The sequence below is a fragment of the Spiroplasma endosymbiont of Seladonia tumulorum genome, assembly GCF_964020235.1.
Taxonomy (GTDB): Bacteria; Bacillota_I; Bacilli_A; order Mycoplasmatales; family Mycoplasmataceae; genus Spiroplasma.
The window spans coordinates 125,275-141,822 of record NZ_OZ026545.1; the positions used below are offsets into that span (position 1 = coordinate 125,275).

Below are 16,548 nucleotides of genomic sequence, written 5' to 3' on the forward strand. Positions count from 1 at the left end.
AAAAGTTTTTTTACTAATATGTTTATATTCTTCTTCTCATGAATGAGCATAATTATCTAAACTAGAATTATAAGGTCTAGATACTGTTTTACTAGATATAATATCAATTATTTCACCGGCTAATTTTAAAGCATTTTTAACATCTCTGGTAATATTTTCATTTGCTTCAGAGTCATTAGTTTGTGAATAAGCAACTCCACCTTGTGAAAATGAAGCACTACCAGTTAAATCATTAACTCCTTTTGGTAAATATCAATTTATAACTGCTAATAAACAAGCAGATTGAATATAACTTAATCATTTATCATATTCAATTAAACCAGTATTATCTTTTTTTTACTCATGGAAATAAATCTTTTTTATTAATTTTATCGGAAATTGTCCCACCTGATAATCTATCCATTCATAAACTAGTTTTTAAAATAGCATTATAAATTAAATTATCATTATAAGCAGATTGTTTTCTATCATTAATAGGTTGTCAAAGTTTACTTTCTTTAACATCTTCAACTGTTATAAATAACAAATTATTTAAATTATTTTCCATATAAAACACCTCTTAATTGATTACGATATTTATTTTTTAAATTACTTGGCTTATAACTATTAATTTTTCTTTGTACTTTTTTAATTTTTTGAATAGTTTGATTAGTTTTGTAAAACATATTTTTAACTGGTATTTTATATAAATTCTTAATATTTTTAACATCACTTCGGCGTTCACAATACCATTTTTTATTATTAATTTCACCAGCAAAATTAAAATTAAAATGTCCAATTTTTAAATTATTAATAAACTTTTTAATTTGATTTAATTTTTGAACTGTTGGTAATGTTAATTTAGTAGTTCCTTTTGGGTATTTTTCTTTTAATGCTTGCGGTAATCGTTTTTTAATATAATTTCTTAAATGACTAGGTAATCATTTTCTTAATCAATAACGCCAAAATAAAGTTCCTGCATTAGATACAGCATTACTTAATAATTTTCAAATTTCAACTGGAACACTAGGATAAACATATGGACCATAAAATTTCGAATGTTTTGCTGTTTTTGTATATATTAAAATAGTTAAATTACCTGTTAAAGTTAACTTATTTGTAATATTAAACATACCACTATCAAGTCAACTACTATTTAAAGGTTGTCAATTAGTATTTAAATAATTTTCATTTTTAAATTGTTCTCTATTTTTAATATTATTATCTTTTTCTAATTGACTTAATATTTGCTGTATTTCTTTTTTATGACCTTTTTTAATTAAATCTAAATAAGTAAATGGATTTAATCACTGATAAATATCTTCAACTTTATTTGTAATTTTATTATATTTATCACTAATATAATTAATTGGCTTTAATATTTTATTTTTAACTTGATTAACTCTATTAATTAAATTTACAAATTTACTTATTAAAGGTTTATTTTCTAAATTAGATACTAATAAAGTTAAAACGCGTAATATTAGTAAATTCATTTTATATTAACCTTGATTATTTGGTTTTGATTCTGGTTTTGATGCTGAAATTAGATAATCAACTGGAACTCTAAAAGTTTTATTTAGATTACTTTTAGCGGCAGTAATTTCATCTTGGCTTGGTTGTTTTTCCAAAATAATTTTACATGCTTTTGGATATAAAATAGTTGGTGTTGCATATTGAACTTTACCAATTCATTTAGGGTTAGCAGTATCATTATCTAAAACTTGTTGAATAGTATCCATATTAATTGGATAAGCTCATACTTGTTTATTAATAATTAAACCATTTACATTAGTAAAATTATAACCTTTATCACGGTTAACTTGTCCTTTTGTATATGTTTTTTCTAAATGAAAGCTTTTTGATACTGGAATACCCATTGCTGTATTTTCATATAATTCACCATTAATCATCGATTTTAATTGTGCTTGTGAACCAATTACTTTTAAATAAGCAGGTGTTAATCCTAAATATGATCTTCGACCTAAAACCATAAACATTTTATCTGTTGGTAAACCAAAATATAAATTACTAATTTGATTTGTTAATTCAATCAAAGTTTCATTTAATGTAAAGAATGCTTTATTTGCATCATCTGCATTTTCGGCTGTATAACTACGAAATGGAATTACTTCATATTGACCATCTGCTAAACAATAATCATAAATAGCCTGAATTAATTCACATTCTAAATTAACAAATTTATTCTGTACAACACTAGAAATAGCATCAGCAATAATACCATTTTTAATATTTTGTTCTATTAATGCTAAGTCAAAAGCCTCATTCATTAATTTTAAATTAAATCTTTTATCAATCGGAACTGGAATTCTTGTTAATCCCATTGTTTGAGTTGTCCCACCATTTGGTAAAGTATAATCATTTTGTCATACAACACGATGAGTTAAATTATATAGTGCTTGTCCTGCATTAGGTAACCAAGCAACTTGTTCTGCGGTTGCAGTAGCATACTGCATAATACTTGCATATTCATTATATAAAGGTCCACGCAATAAAGCATTAACCATATCAACATACGCTTTTTGATCTGTTGTATTACCTTGTAATGTAAAAGGTACTTGTGGCAAATTAATTGTTGCTATAATATTTCACTCCCTTATTATCTAAGGTTTTTAAGTGTATAATCAGTTAATTTTTTAATTTCATCAGGAATATATGCTCCTTTTTCTTTAATAGTTTCAATTTCATCAGTCATATTTTCACTAGATTTTTCAATCATTTCTTTAATAAAATTAGTTGGTGAAACTGATGGTTGTTCTTCAACAAACAAATCAGGTTTTAATTCTTTTAAAGTTTGCATTTTTTCAGATAAAGAACTACCACTAACTTTTTCTAAATTAGTTTTAATATCTTCAATTTTAGTAGATGGAACATCTTTAAATGCTTTTAATTCATCTAATTCATTAGCAACTTTAAAATAATCTTCTTTTGAAATAGTATCTTTTCGTTTTTGTATACCTTCAATAATTTGTTTTGTTTCATTATGAAATTCATTTAAAATATTATCTGCAATTTCTTCACTTAAACCTTGTTCGATTAATTGTTCTTTTGTAAGTGCCATTTTATAAACCTCTCTTTTTTTATTCTTGTTCGAATAACAAGTCAGCATAAGTCTTTTTAAGGCGGAAAGCATAAACCGTAAATTACTTTTTTGTTAAAAGGATAAACCGTTAACATTATTTTACACTATTATTTTAATAATACAACTATTAATATAGAGAAGAATAAAATATAACTTAATATATTTTACTGCTAATTTAGCCCTTAAAACGCGTAATTAAGAGTATTTTAAAAGATAAATTTATTAAAATAAGCGCTAATTTTGCTTGTATATATATATATATATATATATATATATAATTAAGGGCATATCTTGATAAAAAGTTTCAAGGTTAAGAAAAGGAGAAATATAATTATGAAAAAACTTTTAAGTTTATTAAGTGTATTAACAATTAGCGTAACTGCTGTACCAACAATAGTTGCAAATAAACCATATATAATAACAGTACCAAATGATAATGAAACAGAAAAAATTAATATAACTAGATTAAAATCAATTCCTTTTATTGTTTATACAGAAAATTTAAATACAGAAAAAGAAATTGCTCAAGAAATCTTATTGGGATTAATGACTAATAATTCAGAGCAAGATGTTTTTGTTGATATTTATTATTCTTTTTTAGAAAATAATGAATGATGAAACTTTAAAAGTGTAAATTTGAAAAATCCCGAACCAGGTAAATCTGAAGAATATAAAAATGCAACTTTAATTGCAAGCGTTGATAATAAAAACTATAAAGGTGCTATGGTCTTTGATGTTACTTTAACAAAAAACAAAAATTTTAAAGATGTTAAATTAGATACAAGTTTAACAAATAAAGCTTTAAGATACATTCAAGATAGAAGCAATGACCCTTCTCGACCCAACATAGGACCAGTTAATGAAGTAGTTTATATAAATTGCGGGAATGGCGTTACCAAAAGTGTTATAGAAGATAATTTCGTTTCGGTTGATATTACAAAATATGCTTCATCAAAAGAAGAATTTTTGAAGTATTATTCGTCAATTATTTTAGAATATGATTATGGGTCAAATTGATGAACAGATAATGAAGGGTGAGCTTATTCTGGCGGAAAAAACATTGGTTTCCCATTAAATAAAATAGTTACTATAAATGGAAATGATTTAAAAAATGGTTTCAATAATATGGAAACTTATAATAATAAAAGTAATTTAAGAAAAGGACAACTTTGACATAATGTATCATTAGAATGAAATGAAAATATTTTTAAAATGAAATTTGAACTTAGCGGTAATGTATGATGAACACCCGGTTCAAGACATGATCATGCTGTTTTAGGGCAACTTAGAAATGTGAAGTTAACTCTTAAGACTTCTATTGTTAAATATAATGATTATAATAAAGTTATAGTAGAAAATAAAAAATTATTAACAAATAAATTAGTTAAATAAATTAGTTAAAAATAAATATGAAAAAAATACTAAGCATTTTAGTAACAATCACTTTAATTGGAACAAGTACAACAAGTTTAGTTGCTTGTAATACACCACAAGAATATACACCCGAACAATTAAAAGAACAAAAAGAAAAACATAAAATAGATACAAAAAATCAAACTATTAGAGACAATTTAGAATGAATAGCGCCACAAGAACATTCATTCAATACGGTTGATAATAAATGATATTATGTAGTATGAAAAGGCCAAAATTGAAATATTACTAAGTTTAAAAATTATGAAGAAACAATACCTCCAAAGCATGAATATCAATATAAGACTATAGATGAAAAAAGCAAATATAAAATTCAATTACGCTATTACTCACGTAATGATACTAAGATTAATTTAATTATTTTTAAATCAATTAATGAACCAACTTTTATTTGAGAAGAAAATAGTAATAATTTTAAATCAGTTTATCGTTGAAATTTAGACACACAAGAACCCGATTTAATTTTAGATAAAAACGGCAATGTAAAAATTAATGGAGAATAAAAAAAAGATTTAAAATTTAGAGTGCACCCATTTTAGTAAGTACTAATAAAAAGTATTTACTTTTTTTTAATTTAGAGTGCACCCATTTTAGTAAGTACTAATAAAAAGTATTTACTTTTTTTAATTATATCTTTTTCTTTACGATTTGAATATCATGTATTTCATTTTATAACATCTTGTATATATTCTTCATGTGAATTATATATTTTATTATGGATTGTAGCTTTCTTAAGTAATGAATGAAAACTTTCTATAACAATATTATCTGCACAGTGGTAATTTTTTCCCATTGAAATTGTAATACCGTTAGATAAACATTTATCGTGATAAATAGTGGATGTATATTGATATCCGTGATCTGAGTGAATTATTATTCCATTCAGATCTTTTTTTATTAATTTTATTTTATTAATTGCATCATTTAAATTATCCATTACTAATTTATTGTCATTATATTTAGATCACTTTACATCAACTATTTCTTTAGTATATTCATCAATAATTGTTGATTGATAATATCTTTCTCCTTTTCAAATTAAATATGTTACATCAGTATATAGTACTGAAAACCTTGTTTTTATATCATTGAATTTACGATTAATTAAATCAGGATATTGCAATAAGCTTTTTTCTTTATTCTGTTTATATTTCATTTTTCTTCTCATTTTTCTTACATATTCAGATTGTATTTGATTATCACGCATAATTCTTAAAACTTTTTTTGAATTATATTTTATACCATAATCTTCCTTTAAATATTTAGTAATTCTTCGATAACCAAATTGTTTTAAATTTTCTTCATAGACTTTTACAATATCATTTATTGCTTTTTTATCTTTTTTGCTACTGTCATAATTTTTATATTTATCTCAATAACTACGTTTTAACCCTGTTACTTCTAGTAATAATTTTATTGAATATTCACAAAAATTTTATTTAATAAAAGAGACAATTCTTAGTTTGCTTAATTGTAAAAGTCATGGAGCTTTTTTAATAATTCATACCTTGTTTTATAATATTCTAAATTTCTTTTGCCAAAAGAAATTTTAGGTCCTTTAGGATTGTTTAATTTTCCTTTTTTATGATTTGCTCATCAAGATTCTACTGTATTTGCATTTATATTATATTGTTTTGCTACTATTCAACAACTTTTTTGTTTAATTTTCTCAATGATTTTTGTTCTAAATTCTGATGTATATTTGTTATATTTTTGTCCTTTTTTTGCCATATAAAAATGCACCCCCTATAAAAATTTAGCAAAATCTTTTTTTATTTTACTTACTTTTTGGGGTGCACTCTAACTTTAAATCTTTTTGTTGAAATTGGTCACATTCTTCTCGTCAATCAATAACTAATTTATATTTATTCAAATCAGCAAAGGCTTTTAATTTTTCTTTCCGACTTGGTGAATGCAATCCTTTACAATATATTTTGCTCCCATTTGATAAAGTAAAAGTAAAATTTGATAAATTAATAGTATAAGGAATATTATTTTCATCTGACATATTTCATATATTTTGAAATACACTATCTTTTAAATCTTTACTCCAATACATACTAGCAATGATACAAATTGGTTCTTTAATTAATAAACTAATTTTTAATAATTCATCAAACATTTTAATATTTGATATAGTTTTACCACTATATTGTGTTCCAATTTGATTAATTTCATTAACTAATTCATATTTCTTAGCAAATGGATATTTATTACCAATACTACTATTTTGTAATAACCAATAAGGAGTTTCTAACAAATAAGTAAAATGATTAAGCATTATTATCACTTTCTTTTTTAATATCTCTAATATCCGTTTGTAAATTAACAATTATTGGTTGTTGATTATTTAAGTTTAATTCTTTTTCAAGTTCTTTTTCTTGTAGTGAATATTTATAATTAAATGCTCGTTGTCAATATAATTTAGCACCATCAGGCGATTTCATCATAAAATTAATTATTTCACTTTCAATTCTATCAACTTATTTTTCAAGTAAAGGAACTATCTTCTCGCTCTTGTAAATTTCATATCTTCATCGGTTAGAAAGGTTGAATTCATTGGTTAAATCGTTCAAAGTATAGGGTTTATTAGGTGATTTATTTTCTCAAAATTGCTCTATTTTACGATAAAAAGTTGCCAAACTTGCTGTTTTTGGATTAAATTCTTTCATTTTTTACTCCTTTTTGCATATTAAAATTGCTATTATTTAAACAATATGATTAAAAAAAGAGTAATTAATCCTGAAAATATAACAAAAGAACCAACTTGGTTCTTTTTTTTATTACCTATATTTTACATCAAAATAAAAAAAGTAAATTATTTTACTTTTTTCAGTTAAATTAATTTGCTAATAATTAACACTTTAATTATAACACAATAAATAAAAAATAATATCTTTTTTTGCATTTTCATTATTTTTGTGCTAAAGTCCTAAACTATAGAAAAGAGGGTATAAAAATGATAAATGTTGATAACAATTTTTAAAAGAATTTTATTAATTTATTAAATATACAAAGTATTGAAATTATTCAACAAAGTTTAGAAGATTGTGATGAATGAATTTTAAAAAATTATAAAATTGATGAAACTTTAAAAGAATTTAAAAATTATAAAGTAAAAGAAATAAAACCAAGAAAATTAACTATTTTAAATGGGAAAATAACTTTTAAAAGAAGAAAATATTATAAAATTAATCAAGAAACAGGTAAAGAAGAATATATTTTTCCTTTGGATAAACTTTTAGGAATTAAAAAATGACAAAGAATAGATAATTCTGTTAAAGAAAAAATATTATCATTTATTGGCAATAAAAAAGCATATCAAGATATTTTAGATACTATGGAACATGTAAAAATTTGTATAAAAACAATTTCAAATATTATGAAAAATGCAAAAATTGATAAAGAATATTATATTAATAAAACTGATAAAAAAATAAAGGTACCTCATACTTTATATATTCAAATTGATGGAACTTATTTAAAAATGTGAAATGAAAATAAAAAGGGGAAAGAAAAAATAAAAAAACATAGTATATTTTCAACTGTTCATACTGGTTTTGATAAAACAAAATCAACTAAAAAAGACCTGTAATTGCAAATAAATTAGGAGTTATAGAACTAGATAATATTCCAGAATATATTAAAAAAATAGTAAATTAATTAATTTTGTTAGTAAATTACTTACATTAATTACAAGTTATTATGATATTAATGACAATATTGAATTTATGGTATTAGGAAATGGTGCACCTTGAATTAAAAATATGGCAAAATTTATTCAAGAATATTTTCCTAAAAATAAAGTACATTACACGATAGATAAATTTCACCTTACAAGTAGATTTAAAAAATTATATCCTTATCAAAGTAAAAACAAAGAAAACAGAGAAACATACCATAAAGCAGTCGATTATTTTTTTAATGGTAAATATGAAGAATTATTAGAACGCTTAGAAAACAGTGCTTCTTTTATAAAAGAATCAAAAATGAAATTCTTAAAAGAGACAATTAAATTAATTAAAAATAATGAAGAAGGTGTCAGAAATCAAACATTATGAAATAATATTGGTTATCATATTGAGGGTGATATGTCACATTACTGTAAAGGTGTTTTGGTTAAAAAAGCAACTTATCATGAAAAAACTCTTAAAAATAAATTAAATACTAGTATGATGAATTTTAAAAATAAAATTAATTTATTTAATACTAATGAACCATTAAAAGAAAATAGAATTAATTATTCAGTTAATAATTTTGTAAATAATAATTTACAACCAAACTTATATTTTTATTAATTTTATCTAATAAATTAAATAACTTTAATAAACATGTATTTTTGTCGTGGAAAAATTTAAAAAATGTTAAAATATTGTTGACAATAAAATTAAAAGTAATATAATTTAGATAAGTAAGTGGTATTTTTATTCCACAATTTCTAAGATATTAATTAAAACCCTTAAATAATACATACAGCCATATTTTATTAATATAAATTAGTTTTTTCATTATAAAAGTTGTAATCAAACATTAAAGTTTTAAAATTTGACACGGTTAAATTATAAAAAAATGCAAGTAATTAAATAATAAAATGGTTATTATTCTTTAACTATTTATTTTTTATATCCAATAATTTTTTTATAATTCTTTTCTATTAATTTCACAGCATAATAAAAAGAGTTATAAATCATATAACTCTTCATTAATTTATTAATTAATTTAAATAAAACAATTAAAACCATGATATAAAGTATCTTCTCTTTCTTTAAAAATATCTTTAATATCATATTTTTTTCGATACTCTTCAATTCTTCCCGTTTTAATAGTTTTAATTGCTTCACAAGCTAATTTATGCGAATTACATAATGTCATTTGAGGAACATCACCATTATTTAATGGTTCATAATATAATGCTCCTGTAATCATTTCGTTTAAACCAAAACCAGGATATTCTCCTTTTAAAATTCCTTGATGTAAACGAAAGTCAGAAATAATTGGGAATAAATATTTATTTTTATTATGAATTGCTTGTTCAACTACTAAACCAAATTCCATATGAGTTCCTGAATCTCAACCATCTAATTCTAAAATTACATAATCTGCTTCAGTTAAACCAACATAATCTAATTCAAAAATTGCTTTATTTGTAGGACGTTCTTTTTGATTTGTTTCAAAATCAACTGGATTTCCAATAATAAAGTCTGGAAACATTTCACGCAACATATCTCCTTCACGTTTTCTTGTGTTTCATTGGGCCTCAGTAAACATACTACCCGCATTGTAAATTACTTTTTTATTATCTCTCATATTTTTTTCTCCTTTATTGATTAATTATTGTTTCAAATGTTTTAAATTTTTCCATATCAAGACCTGTACTATTAATATCACCAGTGATAAAAGCACCGACAGCAACTAAATCATATCCTAAGTTTTTTGCTTCTTCGTAATTTGTTAAATTAATTCCTCCTGAAGCCATATAAACTTTTGTTGGAAAAAATGTTTTAATTGTTTGAATAAAATTTAATTTAAATGCTGTTGCTGGGAAAATTTTAATAATTTCTCATTTAGCATTAACAATATTATTAACTTCTTGTAGTGTCATTGCCCCTGGAATATACAGTAAATTATTTTGATGACAATATTCACTAACTGCTTGGTTAAAAACTGGATCTACTAAAAACTGAGCTCCGGCTGTTGCTGCTTGCATTGCTTGTTCTAATGTTAAAACTGTTCCTGCTCCAACTAAAATTGTTGGATACTTGTTACGAACAAAACTAATTAATTCTGCAACATTAGGAATTGTGAAAGTTAATTCTAAACATTTAACTTGTAAATTAATTAACTGTTCACAAATTTGTTGAGCAACAACATAATTATGATTTCGAATTACATAAAAAGTTTTATACTCTAATAGTTTTTCTAATGTAATCATTATTCTCCTAAATATGCTTTAATTCTATTAATAATAGAAATTTGATCTAATTGCTTATACTTAATAACAGCATCCGCACTTCCCGATAAACCATAATCATCAACACCTAACATTAAGCCCGTTTTATTAACAAATTTATATCAAACATAATCATTTGAAAATTCAATTGCAATTACTTTTGTTATATTATTTGGTACAATTTTTTCCCGATACGCTTTTGACTGTTGTTCAAATAATTCAACACAGGGCATTGATACAACACGAATATTTTTCTTAATTATCTTAGCTGCAACAATTGCTGGTGCTACTTCAGTTCCTGTTGCAATAATAATTGCCTCCAATGGTTTTGTCTCATCTTCAGCAACAACAATATATCCCCCTTTTAACGTTTGTTCTCAACATGTTTCTGCTAATTGATATGGGGTATCTTGTCGCGATAAGATTAAAGCTGATGGAGCACTTTTTGCTTCTACGCTTGCTTTCAAACACCCAATTGCTTCTTTAATATCCGCTGGACGAAACACATTTAAATTCGGACAATTTCGTAGCATTGCTAATTGTTCAACTGGCTGATGTGATTTTCCATCAAAACCAACACCGATTGAATCATGTGAAAAAGCAAAAATTACGGGTAAGTTTTGAATACAAGCCATTCGAATACATGGTTTCATATAGTCAGCAAAAATTAAAAATGTTGAATTAAATCCTTTCAAACCTTGGTGTAATTCAACACCAATGCTAATTGTTCCGGCAGCAAATTCACGCACTCCAAAATGAACATTATTATTTTGTGGTGTTGATGTTGTTCATGAACCATTATAACCAATAATTTTGGTTGCAGTACCCAAATCAGCACTACCTCCAAACATATTATTTAAACACTTTTGTTGATAATATTTAAACACATCACCCATAATAATTCGTGTTCCTGCTTTTTTATCTTTATCAGTTGTTAATAACGCTTCAAAATCTTTTAAATCAACCGATGGAATTACAAATAATTCTTCATATTCCTTTGGAAATGTTGCTTTGTAAGAAGTTATTTTTTTCTTTCATTCTTCATATTTTGTTGCTCCTCGTTTAACAAAAGTATCTTGTCAATGTTTTTTAACATCATTATCAACATAAAATTGTGGATGATTAAAATCATAAAATGCTTTTACTTGTTCCATCTCCTCGAGAGTAAATGGTGAAGAATGCATAGGTGAACCTTGTTTTGGATGCCCATAACCAATAATTGTTTTACATTCAATTAATGTTGGTTTATCAGATTTTTGCGCTTGTTCAATTGCTTTTTGAATTGCTGGTAGATCCTCATCTGCGTTTTCAATTCGAATATAATTTCAATTTTGTGCTTCAAAAAAACGTTGATAATCAATTTTTAAAACAGCATCACATTTTGTATCTAATTGGCAATCATTTGAATCATATAACATAATTAATTTATTTAATTTTCATACCCCAGCTAATTGGATTGCTTCAATTGCTCCGCCTTCTTGCAAATCACCATCACTACATAAAACATAAGTATAATGGTCAATGATTTTATAATCTGGTTTATTAAATTTAGCTGCTAAATGTTGTTCAGCTAATGCCATTCCAACTCCATAGCCAACTCCTTGTCCTAGGGGACCAGAAGAATTATCCACTCCAGGAGTAACACCATATTCTGGATGAGCTGGCGTTTTTGAATTAATATGACGATAATTTTTTAAATCATCAATTGTTAAATTATAACCAGCTAAATGTAAAATCGCATATTGTAAAGTTGAAGCATGTCCTGGAGATAATACAAAACGATCACGATTAATTCAATCAGATACTGCCGGATTAGCAATTAAATTATTTAAATAAATTGCTTGCATCAGTGGTGCTGCACTTAATACAATCCCTGGGTGGCCAGTTTTATTATAAATAATAGGATCTAGTCCTAAAATTCTTAAATTACTTAAACTTTTTGTTTCTATATTATTATTTGTGCTTTTCATTTTAATTTCCTCCTTATTAAATTAAAATATTAATAATAATTATTTTTTAAATTAAACAAGGAACTTTATTATCAAGAGGTAATAAATGTTGCATAATAATGCTTATTTTTTCTGAAAAATCATCACTGTCAGCATCAATAACAATAAATTTATAATCATTTTTTAATTCATGATATAAAATTTCATATTGTTCATTTAACTTTTCCCAGTAATAATATGGGGTTTCTAATTCTAATTGACGCCCACGTTGTTTAATTCGTTCAACCGCTTTTTCAGTTGAAACTTTTAAATAAATAATGACATCAAAGCCTAACTTTTTCTTCAAAATTGGAACAATAACATTTTGAAAAAAACGATTATAAACTTTAAAATCAATTTCATTCATAATTTTTAATAAGTGGGAAACTCGCACAAAAACAGGGCCTTCTAAAATTGCGCGGTCAAAAACAGTATCCTCTAAATTATCAATGTTGAAAAATTGCTCAATTCTTGTTGTTAACATATAAATTTGCATTTTAAAGGCAAATCCTTCCATATCTTGGTAAAAATCTTTAAAATATGGATTTTCTTCTAATGGTTCTTTAAATAAATTATAGTTTAATTGTTTACATAATTCTTCACTAACTTTTGTTTTTCCTGCTCCAACGGTTCCAAAGACTGCAATTTTCATTTTATTGCTCCTTTCGTTTTTAACCCATTAATTGAACAGCAGTATCTAATGCTAATTCAACCATTGTCATAAAATTATTTTGGCGTTCCAATGCTGTAGTAACTTCTTTAGTTACAAGATGGTCAGAAACTGTTAATAATGTTGCTGCATGTTTTTGCGTAACAATTGCATTAGTAAACAAAGCATATGATTCCATTTCAACAACATCTAACTTATGAGTATGAGTAAAGTCTAATGAATCATTATAACGATAAAAAACATCTGCTGCATGAGCAATTCCCGTGTGAGTTTTAATTCCTTTTGCTTGTGCTACAGTTTCAATTTCATTAAATAATTTTTCACTTGCAGCAATTAAATTACTATCAATATTAGCTGCAATTTTTGCATAATTACTTTCGCCAAATGCTTCACGAACATTAAAGATATCATAAACTTTAATATTTGGATTATAACTTCCAGCTGAACCAATTCTAATAATATAATCAACATCATAAAACTTAAATAATTCGTATGAATAAATTCCAATACTTGGACAACCCATTCCACTTCCAGCAATTGTTACCTCAATGTTTTTATATTTGCCAGTATACATTAACATATTTCGAACTTCATTTACTAATTTTAAATTTGTTAAATATTTTTCAGCAACGGTTTTTGCCCGTAATGGGTCTCCCGGCATTAAAACAACTTTTGCAATTTCTTCTTTTTTGGCATTAATATGTGGTGTCATTTTTTAATTCCTTTCTTTTCCGCTTAATTTAATTACCAATAAATACACCTATCAATGCTATTTTTATTTAAAAAGTAAGGATATTTAAACAACACGAAAAAGAATATTGTTGCATATCCACATAAATGATGTTTAATTTCTACAATTATTTTAATTAATAATTTAAGACAATAGCAAAAATAAAACCATTTTAAATCAAATGCTATTAAACTTAATTATTAATTAATTTTATTATTTATTATCTTTTAAATAATACCTTTTGATAGGATTACTGCTTTAAATTAACAACTAAAAAACGCTTTTTGACGTCTTTCAAATTATTATTTAATAGTTTTCACTAATAAATAATTAATCATCTAACCCCAGAGATAATAACTATAAGTGCAGCATTGATATTTTACCAATGTTTTTTTAGATCGGTCTACTGGCTTAGTTTCACTTTACTCACTATTCCTTCTCAAGAAATATTTTTTCAATGGAATGATGTTAGCTTTCTTCCACTTTACAGTTGCTGGGACAGCCTAGGATTCACACCTAATTCCCGTAACATCAAAAATTGCTTTTTAAAGTTGTTAAAATAATAATATAAAGTTTACTTTTAAAATGCAAGTTAAAATTAACAAATTATTTACCAACTAAAAACAAACTAGGAAAAAAGTTGATATTTTTATAATTAAAAATGAAACTATTGTCAGAAAAATCTAGAAGCATATAATAAAAATTGTAAATAATATTTATGGACCTTATTAAGTATTTTTACTCCTTTCAATTCCAATATAGAATCAAAAAATAGTCAACAATCTAGCCCACCATAAAAAATAATAGATAACATAATAAATCAAATAATAAGCAATCAATAACAAATAGTTATTTATTTGCAATATTATTAAATAAATAATTTAGGTTTAGTTTTAAATTTTGTTATATTCCTTATTAGTAGTAATCAGCAACACAATAACATTTATAAACTATTAAATGAATAATGTGACAATTATTATTCACATACTAATTTTAATTATTATTAAAATAAACGGACCAGATTTATTATTTACATACTTGCTAGCATTAATGCTAGCAATTTTTATTGTTAATTTAAAAAAGCAAGAAAACCCTTGCTTTTTTAAATTAAACTTATTTTTTAGTAAATTCTAAGGTAAATAATGTTGATGTTCATCCAGTATAATAAACCGCATTATTTTTTCCAAATAATAAATCAAAGTTTCAAACTGCTCGCCAACGAAGTGAAAAAGTATCTTTAGTTTCATTTAAACTCACTTTGTGAACACGTTTTTCCCAATTACCAGTTGTAAAAATATCAATTCCTGGTAAATTTTTTGCTTGATTTGCTTCTTTAAAATCATTAATTAATATTTTTAAAACATCTTTGTATTTTCGGGTTTTTAAATTTAAAATTTTAGTAAAAGCTTCTTTGCTAAGATGGAATACTTCTGAATGCTCATTTGATTCTAATTTAAAATGATTATAAAAAGCAACTACTAACCGTCCATATTCCATTAACTTATTTGTTAAACCTTCCTCTGTAATTTCAACTTGAACTTTTAATGCTTGCCCATCATTCATTACTGCTCCAGATAATGGAAACCCTGCCACTTGAATTTTTGCTAAATTCACATGAAAATCAGCTAATCGTAAGTTCTGACCTTCAGTATTAAAAACATTAACTAATGAACGATAAAACTTAACAAAATTTTCTGGAGTAATTTTATTAGGCTGATATCCTTTTCCGGTTCAAACATATGAAGCTGTATTTTCTCGAACAACATTAACACCATTAGTAGTATTATTAATTGCACTTGTTAGTAAACTTAATAAAGTTATTGAAGAATTATATTTAATATTCTTTACAAACTTTTGCAATTCGCTATCACTTTTAATTTTACTTTGTAACTTTTCTAAAATAATATTATCTAAATTAGCAAAACCAGCTGTATAGTTTACATCAAAATTTTGATAAATTGTAGCAAATTCAGGTGTTTTATCAATTTGAAAAATTCCTTCTTGATTGAAAAAATTAACAATTACTCTTGAAATTTTTTGAACCATCCCATTTAAAACAACTTTCATTTCTTTTGGATTATCAGTAATAACATATTGGATTACATAATCTGAAGTTGTTGTTAAAAGTTTAAACTTAGCTTCAAATTGAAAATGGAAATCTAGTCTAACTGCTTTTACTGTTTCTAATCCTGGTCGATCTAAAATTGCTTGCAATTGAACCATATCAATAAAATTTAATTCATAACTTAAACTATCATTTAATAAATTAATTGGTTTACTATCAGGATAATAATTTGAATAGTCATTATAAATTTCATTATTAATATTATTAAACACAGCAAGAAAGCCATTTTTTAATGTTGCTAAAGCATCTATCGCATCTTTATCCATTTGGTCTAATTTTCTGCTTTCAGTTTCCTTGTCAACCATTGTATACAGCTTATCAAATTTATTTTGATATTCAGTACTATTAATTGTATTTTTATTTTGTGCATAAACTGAAAAATTGTTGATAGCACGTTGTGAAATTTTATTTAAAATTTCCATATCTTTTCCAATACCATTTTCAGTATCATCAAGTTTAAGCGGTTTTTTACAACCGATAATTGGACTATATCCTGCCGTTGCAAAAAAAGTCATTCCTAATAAAATCATTAGTTTTTTCACTATTTAAAATCCCTTCGTAATATCTAA

The 16,548-nt window shown here is 24.6% G+C and carries 19 protein-coding genes and 1 riboswitch; of the genes, 4 read left to right on the top strand and 15 right to left on the bottom strand.

Going from position 1 to position 16,548, the window contains the following annotated elements; all coding sequences use genetic code 4:
• Positions 1-325 precede the first annotated feature (325 nt).
• Genes AACL22_RS00895 through AACL22_RS00910 form a run of 4 tightly spaced genes read right to left on the bottom strand, consistent with a single transcriptional unit; the run spans position 326 to position 3,061 of the window.
• Positions 326-547, bottom strand: coding sequence for a hypothetical protein (locus AACL22_RS00895; protein ID WP_338988900.1), 222 nt, complete (start codon positions 545-547; stop codon positions 326-328).
• The gene (locus AACL22_RS00900; protein ID WP_338988903.1) at positions 537-1,475 is read right to left on the bottom strand and encodes a hypothetical protein; all 939 of its coding nucleotides are present in this window, start codon (positions 1,473-1,475) and stop codon (positions 537-539) included. Before AACL22_RS00900 ends, AACL22_RS00895 begins: the two co-directional genes overlap by 11 nt.
• Before the next feature lie 6 nt (positions 1,476-1,481).
• Entirely contained in the window at positions 1,482-2,567 is a 1,086-nt protein-coding gene (locus tag AACL22_RS00905) for a hypothetical protein (RefSeq protein WP_338988905.1), read from the bottom strand.
• Between the two features lie 32 nt (positions 2,568-2,599).
• On the bottom strand, positions 2,600-3,061 hold the full coding sequence (locus AACL22_RS00910; protein WP_338988906.1) for a hypothetical protein: 462 nt from the start codon (positions 3,059-3,061) through the stop codon (positions 2,600-2,602).
• 354 nt (positions 3,062-3,415) lie between these two features.
• Between AACL22_RS00910 and AACL22_RS00915 the strand changes: the two genes are divergently transcribed.
• Both AACL22_RS00915 and AACL22_RS00920 read left to right on the top strand, forming a co-directional pair.
• Positions 3,416-4,474, top strand: a complete 1,059-nt coding sequence (locus AACL22_RS00915; protein WP_338988908.1) for a hypothetical protein — start codon at positions 3,416-3,418, stop codon at positions 4,472-4,474.
• A gap of 17 nt (positions 4,475-4,491) precedes the next feature.
• Positions 4,492-5,019 carry a lipoprotein gene (locus AACL22_RS00920; protein ID WP_338988909.1) on the top strand — a complete coding sequence of 176 codons (528 nt, stop codon included), beginning with the start codon at positions 4,492-4,494 and terminating at the stop codon, positions 5,017-5,019.
• 71 nt (positions 5,020-5,090) lie between these two features.
• Here the strand turns inward: AACL22_RS00920 and AACL22_RS00925 are convergent, their stop codons facing one another.
• The 5 genes from AACL22_RS00925 to AACL22_RS00945 are packed head-to-tail and all read right to left on the bottom strand — an operon-like array spanning position 5,091 to position 7,188.
• Positions 5,091-5,933, bottom strand: coding sequence for an IS3 family transposase (locus tag AACL22_RS00925; RefSeq protein WP_338992943.1), 843 nt, complete (start codon positions 5,931-5,933; stop codon positions 5,091-5,093).
• A gap of 50 nt (positions 5,934-5,983) precedes the next feature.
• Positions 5,984-6,247 carry a hypothetical protein gene (locus tag AACL22_RS00930; protein ID WP_338988911.1) on the bottom strand — a complete coding sequence of 88 codons (264 nt, stop codon included), beginning with the start codon at positions 6,245-6,247 and terminating at the stop codon, positions 5,984-5,986.
• Positions 6,248-6,293: 46 nt separating this feature from the next.
• Positions 6,294-6,797, bottom strand: coding sequence for a phage terminase large subunit (locus AACL22_RS00935; RefSeq protein WP_338988914.1), 504 nt, complete (start codon positions 6,795-6,797; stop codon positions 6,294-6,296).
• The gene (locus AACL22_RS00940; protein WP_338988915.1) at positions 6,790-6,966 is read right to left on the bottom strand and encodes a hypothetical protein; all 177 of its coding nucleotides are present in this window, start codon (positions 6,964-6,966) and stop codon (positions 6,790-6,792) included. The genes AACL22_RS00935 and AACL22_RS00940 overlap by 8 nt, the downstream gene beginning before the upstream one ends.
• 33 nt (positions 6,967-6,999) lie before the next feature.
• A complete protein-coding gene (locus AACL22_RS00945; RefSeq protein WP_338988917.1) occupies positions 7,000-7,188 on the bottom strand; it encodes a hypothetical protein in 189 nt (62 codons plus the stop codon).
• 419 nt (positions 7,189-7,607) lie between these two features.
• Here AACL22_RS00945 and AACL22_RS00950 point away from each other — a divergent pair, with 419 nt between their 5' ends.
• Positions 7,608-8,111, top strand: a complete 504-nt coding sequence (locus AACL22_RS00950) for a UPF0236 family transposase-like protein (RefSeq protein WP_338992944.1) — start codon at positions 7,608-7,610, stop codon at positions 8,109-8,111.
• A gap of 172 nt (positions 8,112-8,283) precedes the next feature.
• The gene (locus tag AACL22_RS00955) at positions 8,284-8,814 is read left to right on the top strand and encodes a hypothetical protein (RefSeq protein ID WP_338988919.1); all 531 of its coding nucleotides are present in this window, start codon (positions 8,284-8,286) and stop codon (positions 8,812-8,814) included.
• Positions 8,815-9,235: 421 nt separating this feature from the next.
• On the opposite strand, the gene AACL22_RS00960 is transcribed toward AACL22_RS00955, so the two are convergent.
• The 6 genes from AACL22_RS00960 to AACL22_RS00985 all read right to left on the bottom strand — a co-directional run bounded on the left by AACL22_RS00960 (position 9,236) and on the right by AACL22_RS00985 (position 16,521).
• Positions 9,236-9,823: a nucleoside 2-deoxyribosyltransferase gene (locus AACL22_RS00960; RefSeq protein WP_338988920.1), complete on the bottom strand. Its 588-nt coding sequence runs from the start codon at positions 9,821-9,823 to the stop codon at positions 9,236-9,238.
• A gap of 13 nt (positions 9,824-9,836) precedes the next feature.
• Positions 9,837-10,448, bottom strand: a complete 612-nt coding sequence (locus tag AACL22_RS00965; RefSeq protein ID WP_338988921.1) for a bifunctional 4-hydroxy-2-oxoglutarate aldolase/2-dehydro-3-deoxy-phosphogluconate aldolase — start codon at positions 10,446-10,448, stop codon at positions 9,837-9,839.
• Positions 10,448-12,436 carry a transketolase gene (gene tkt / locus AACL22_RS00970; RefSeq protein ID WP_338988923.1) on the bottom strand — a complete coding sequence of 663 codons (1,989 nt, stop codon included), beginning with the start codon at positions 12,434-12,436 and terminating at the stop codon, positions 10,448-10,450. Before tkt ends, AACL22_RS00965 begins: the two co-directional genes overlap by 1 nt.
• A 46-nt stretch (positions 12,437-12,482) precedes the next feature.
• A complete protein-coding gene (locus AACL22_RS00975; RefSeq protein WP_338988925.1) occupies positions 12,483-13,106 on the bottom strand; it encodes a deoxynucleoside kinase in 624 nt (207 codons plus the stop codon).
• Between the two features lie 19 nt (positions 13,107-13,125).
• On the bottom strand, positions 13,126-13,836 hold the full coding sequence (deoD, locus tag AACL22_RS00980; RefSeq protein WP_338988927.1) for a purine-nucleoside phosphorylase: 711 nt from the start codon (positions 13,834-13,836) through the stop codon (positions 13,126-13,128).
• 397 nt (positions 13,837-14,233) lie between these two features.
• A riboswitch (cobalamin riboswitch) is annotated at positions 14,234-14,405 on the bottom strand.
• A gap of 562 nt (positions 14,406-14,967) precedes the next feature.
• The gene (locus tag AACL22_RS00985; protein ID WP_338988928.1) at positions 14,968-16,521 is read right to left on the bottom strand and encodes a hypothetical protein; all 1,554 of its coding nucleotides are present in this window, start codon (positions 16,519-16,521) and stop codon (positions 14,968-14,970) included.
• Between the last annotated feature and the right edge of the window lie 27 nt (positions 16,522-16,548).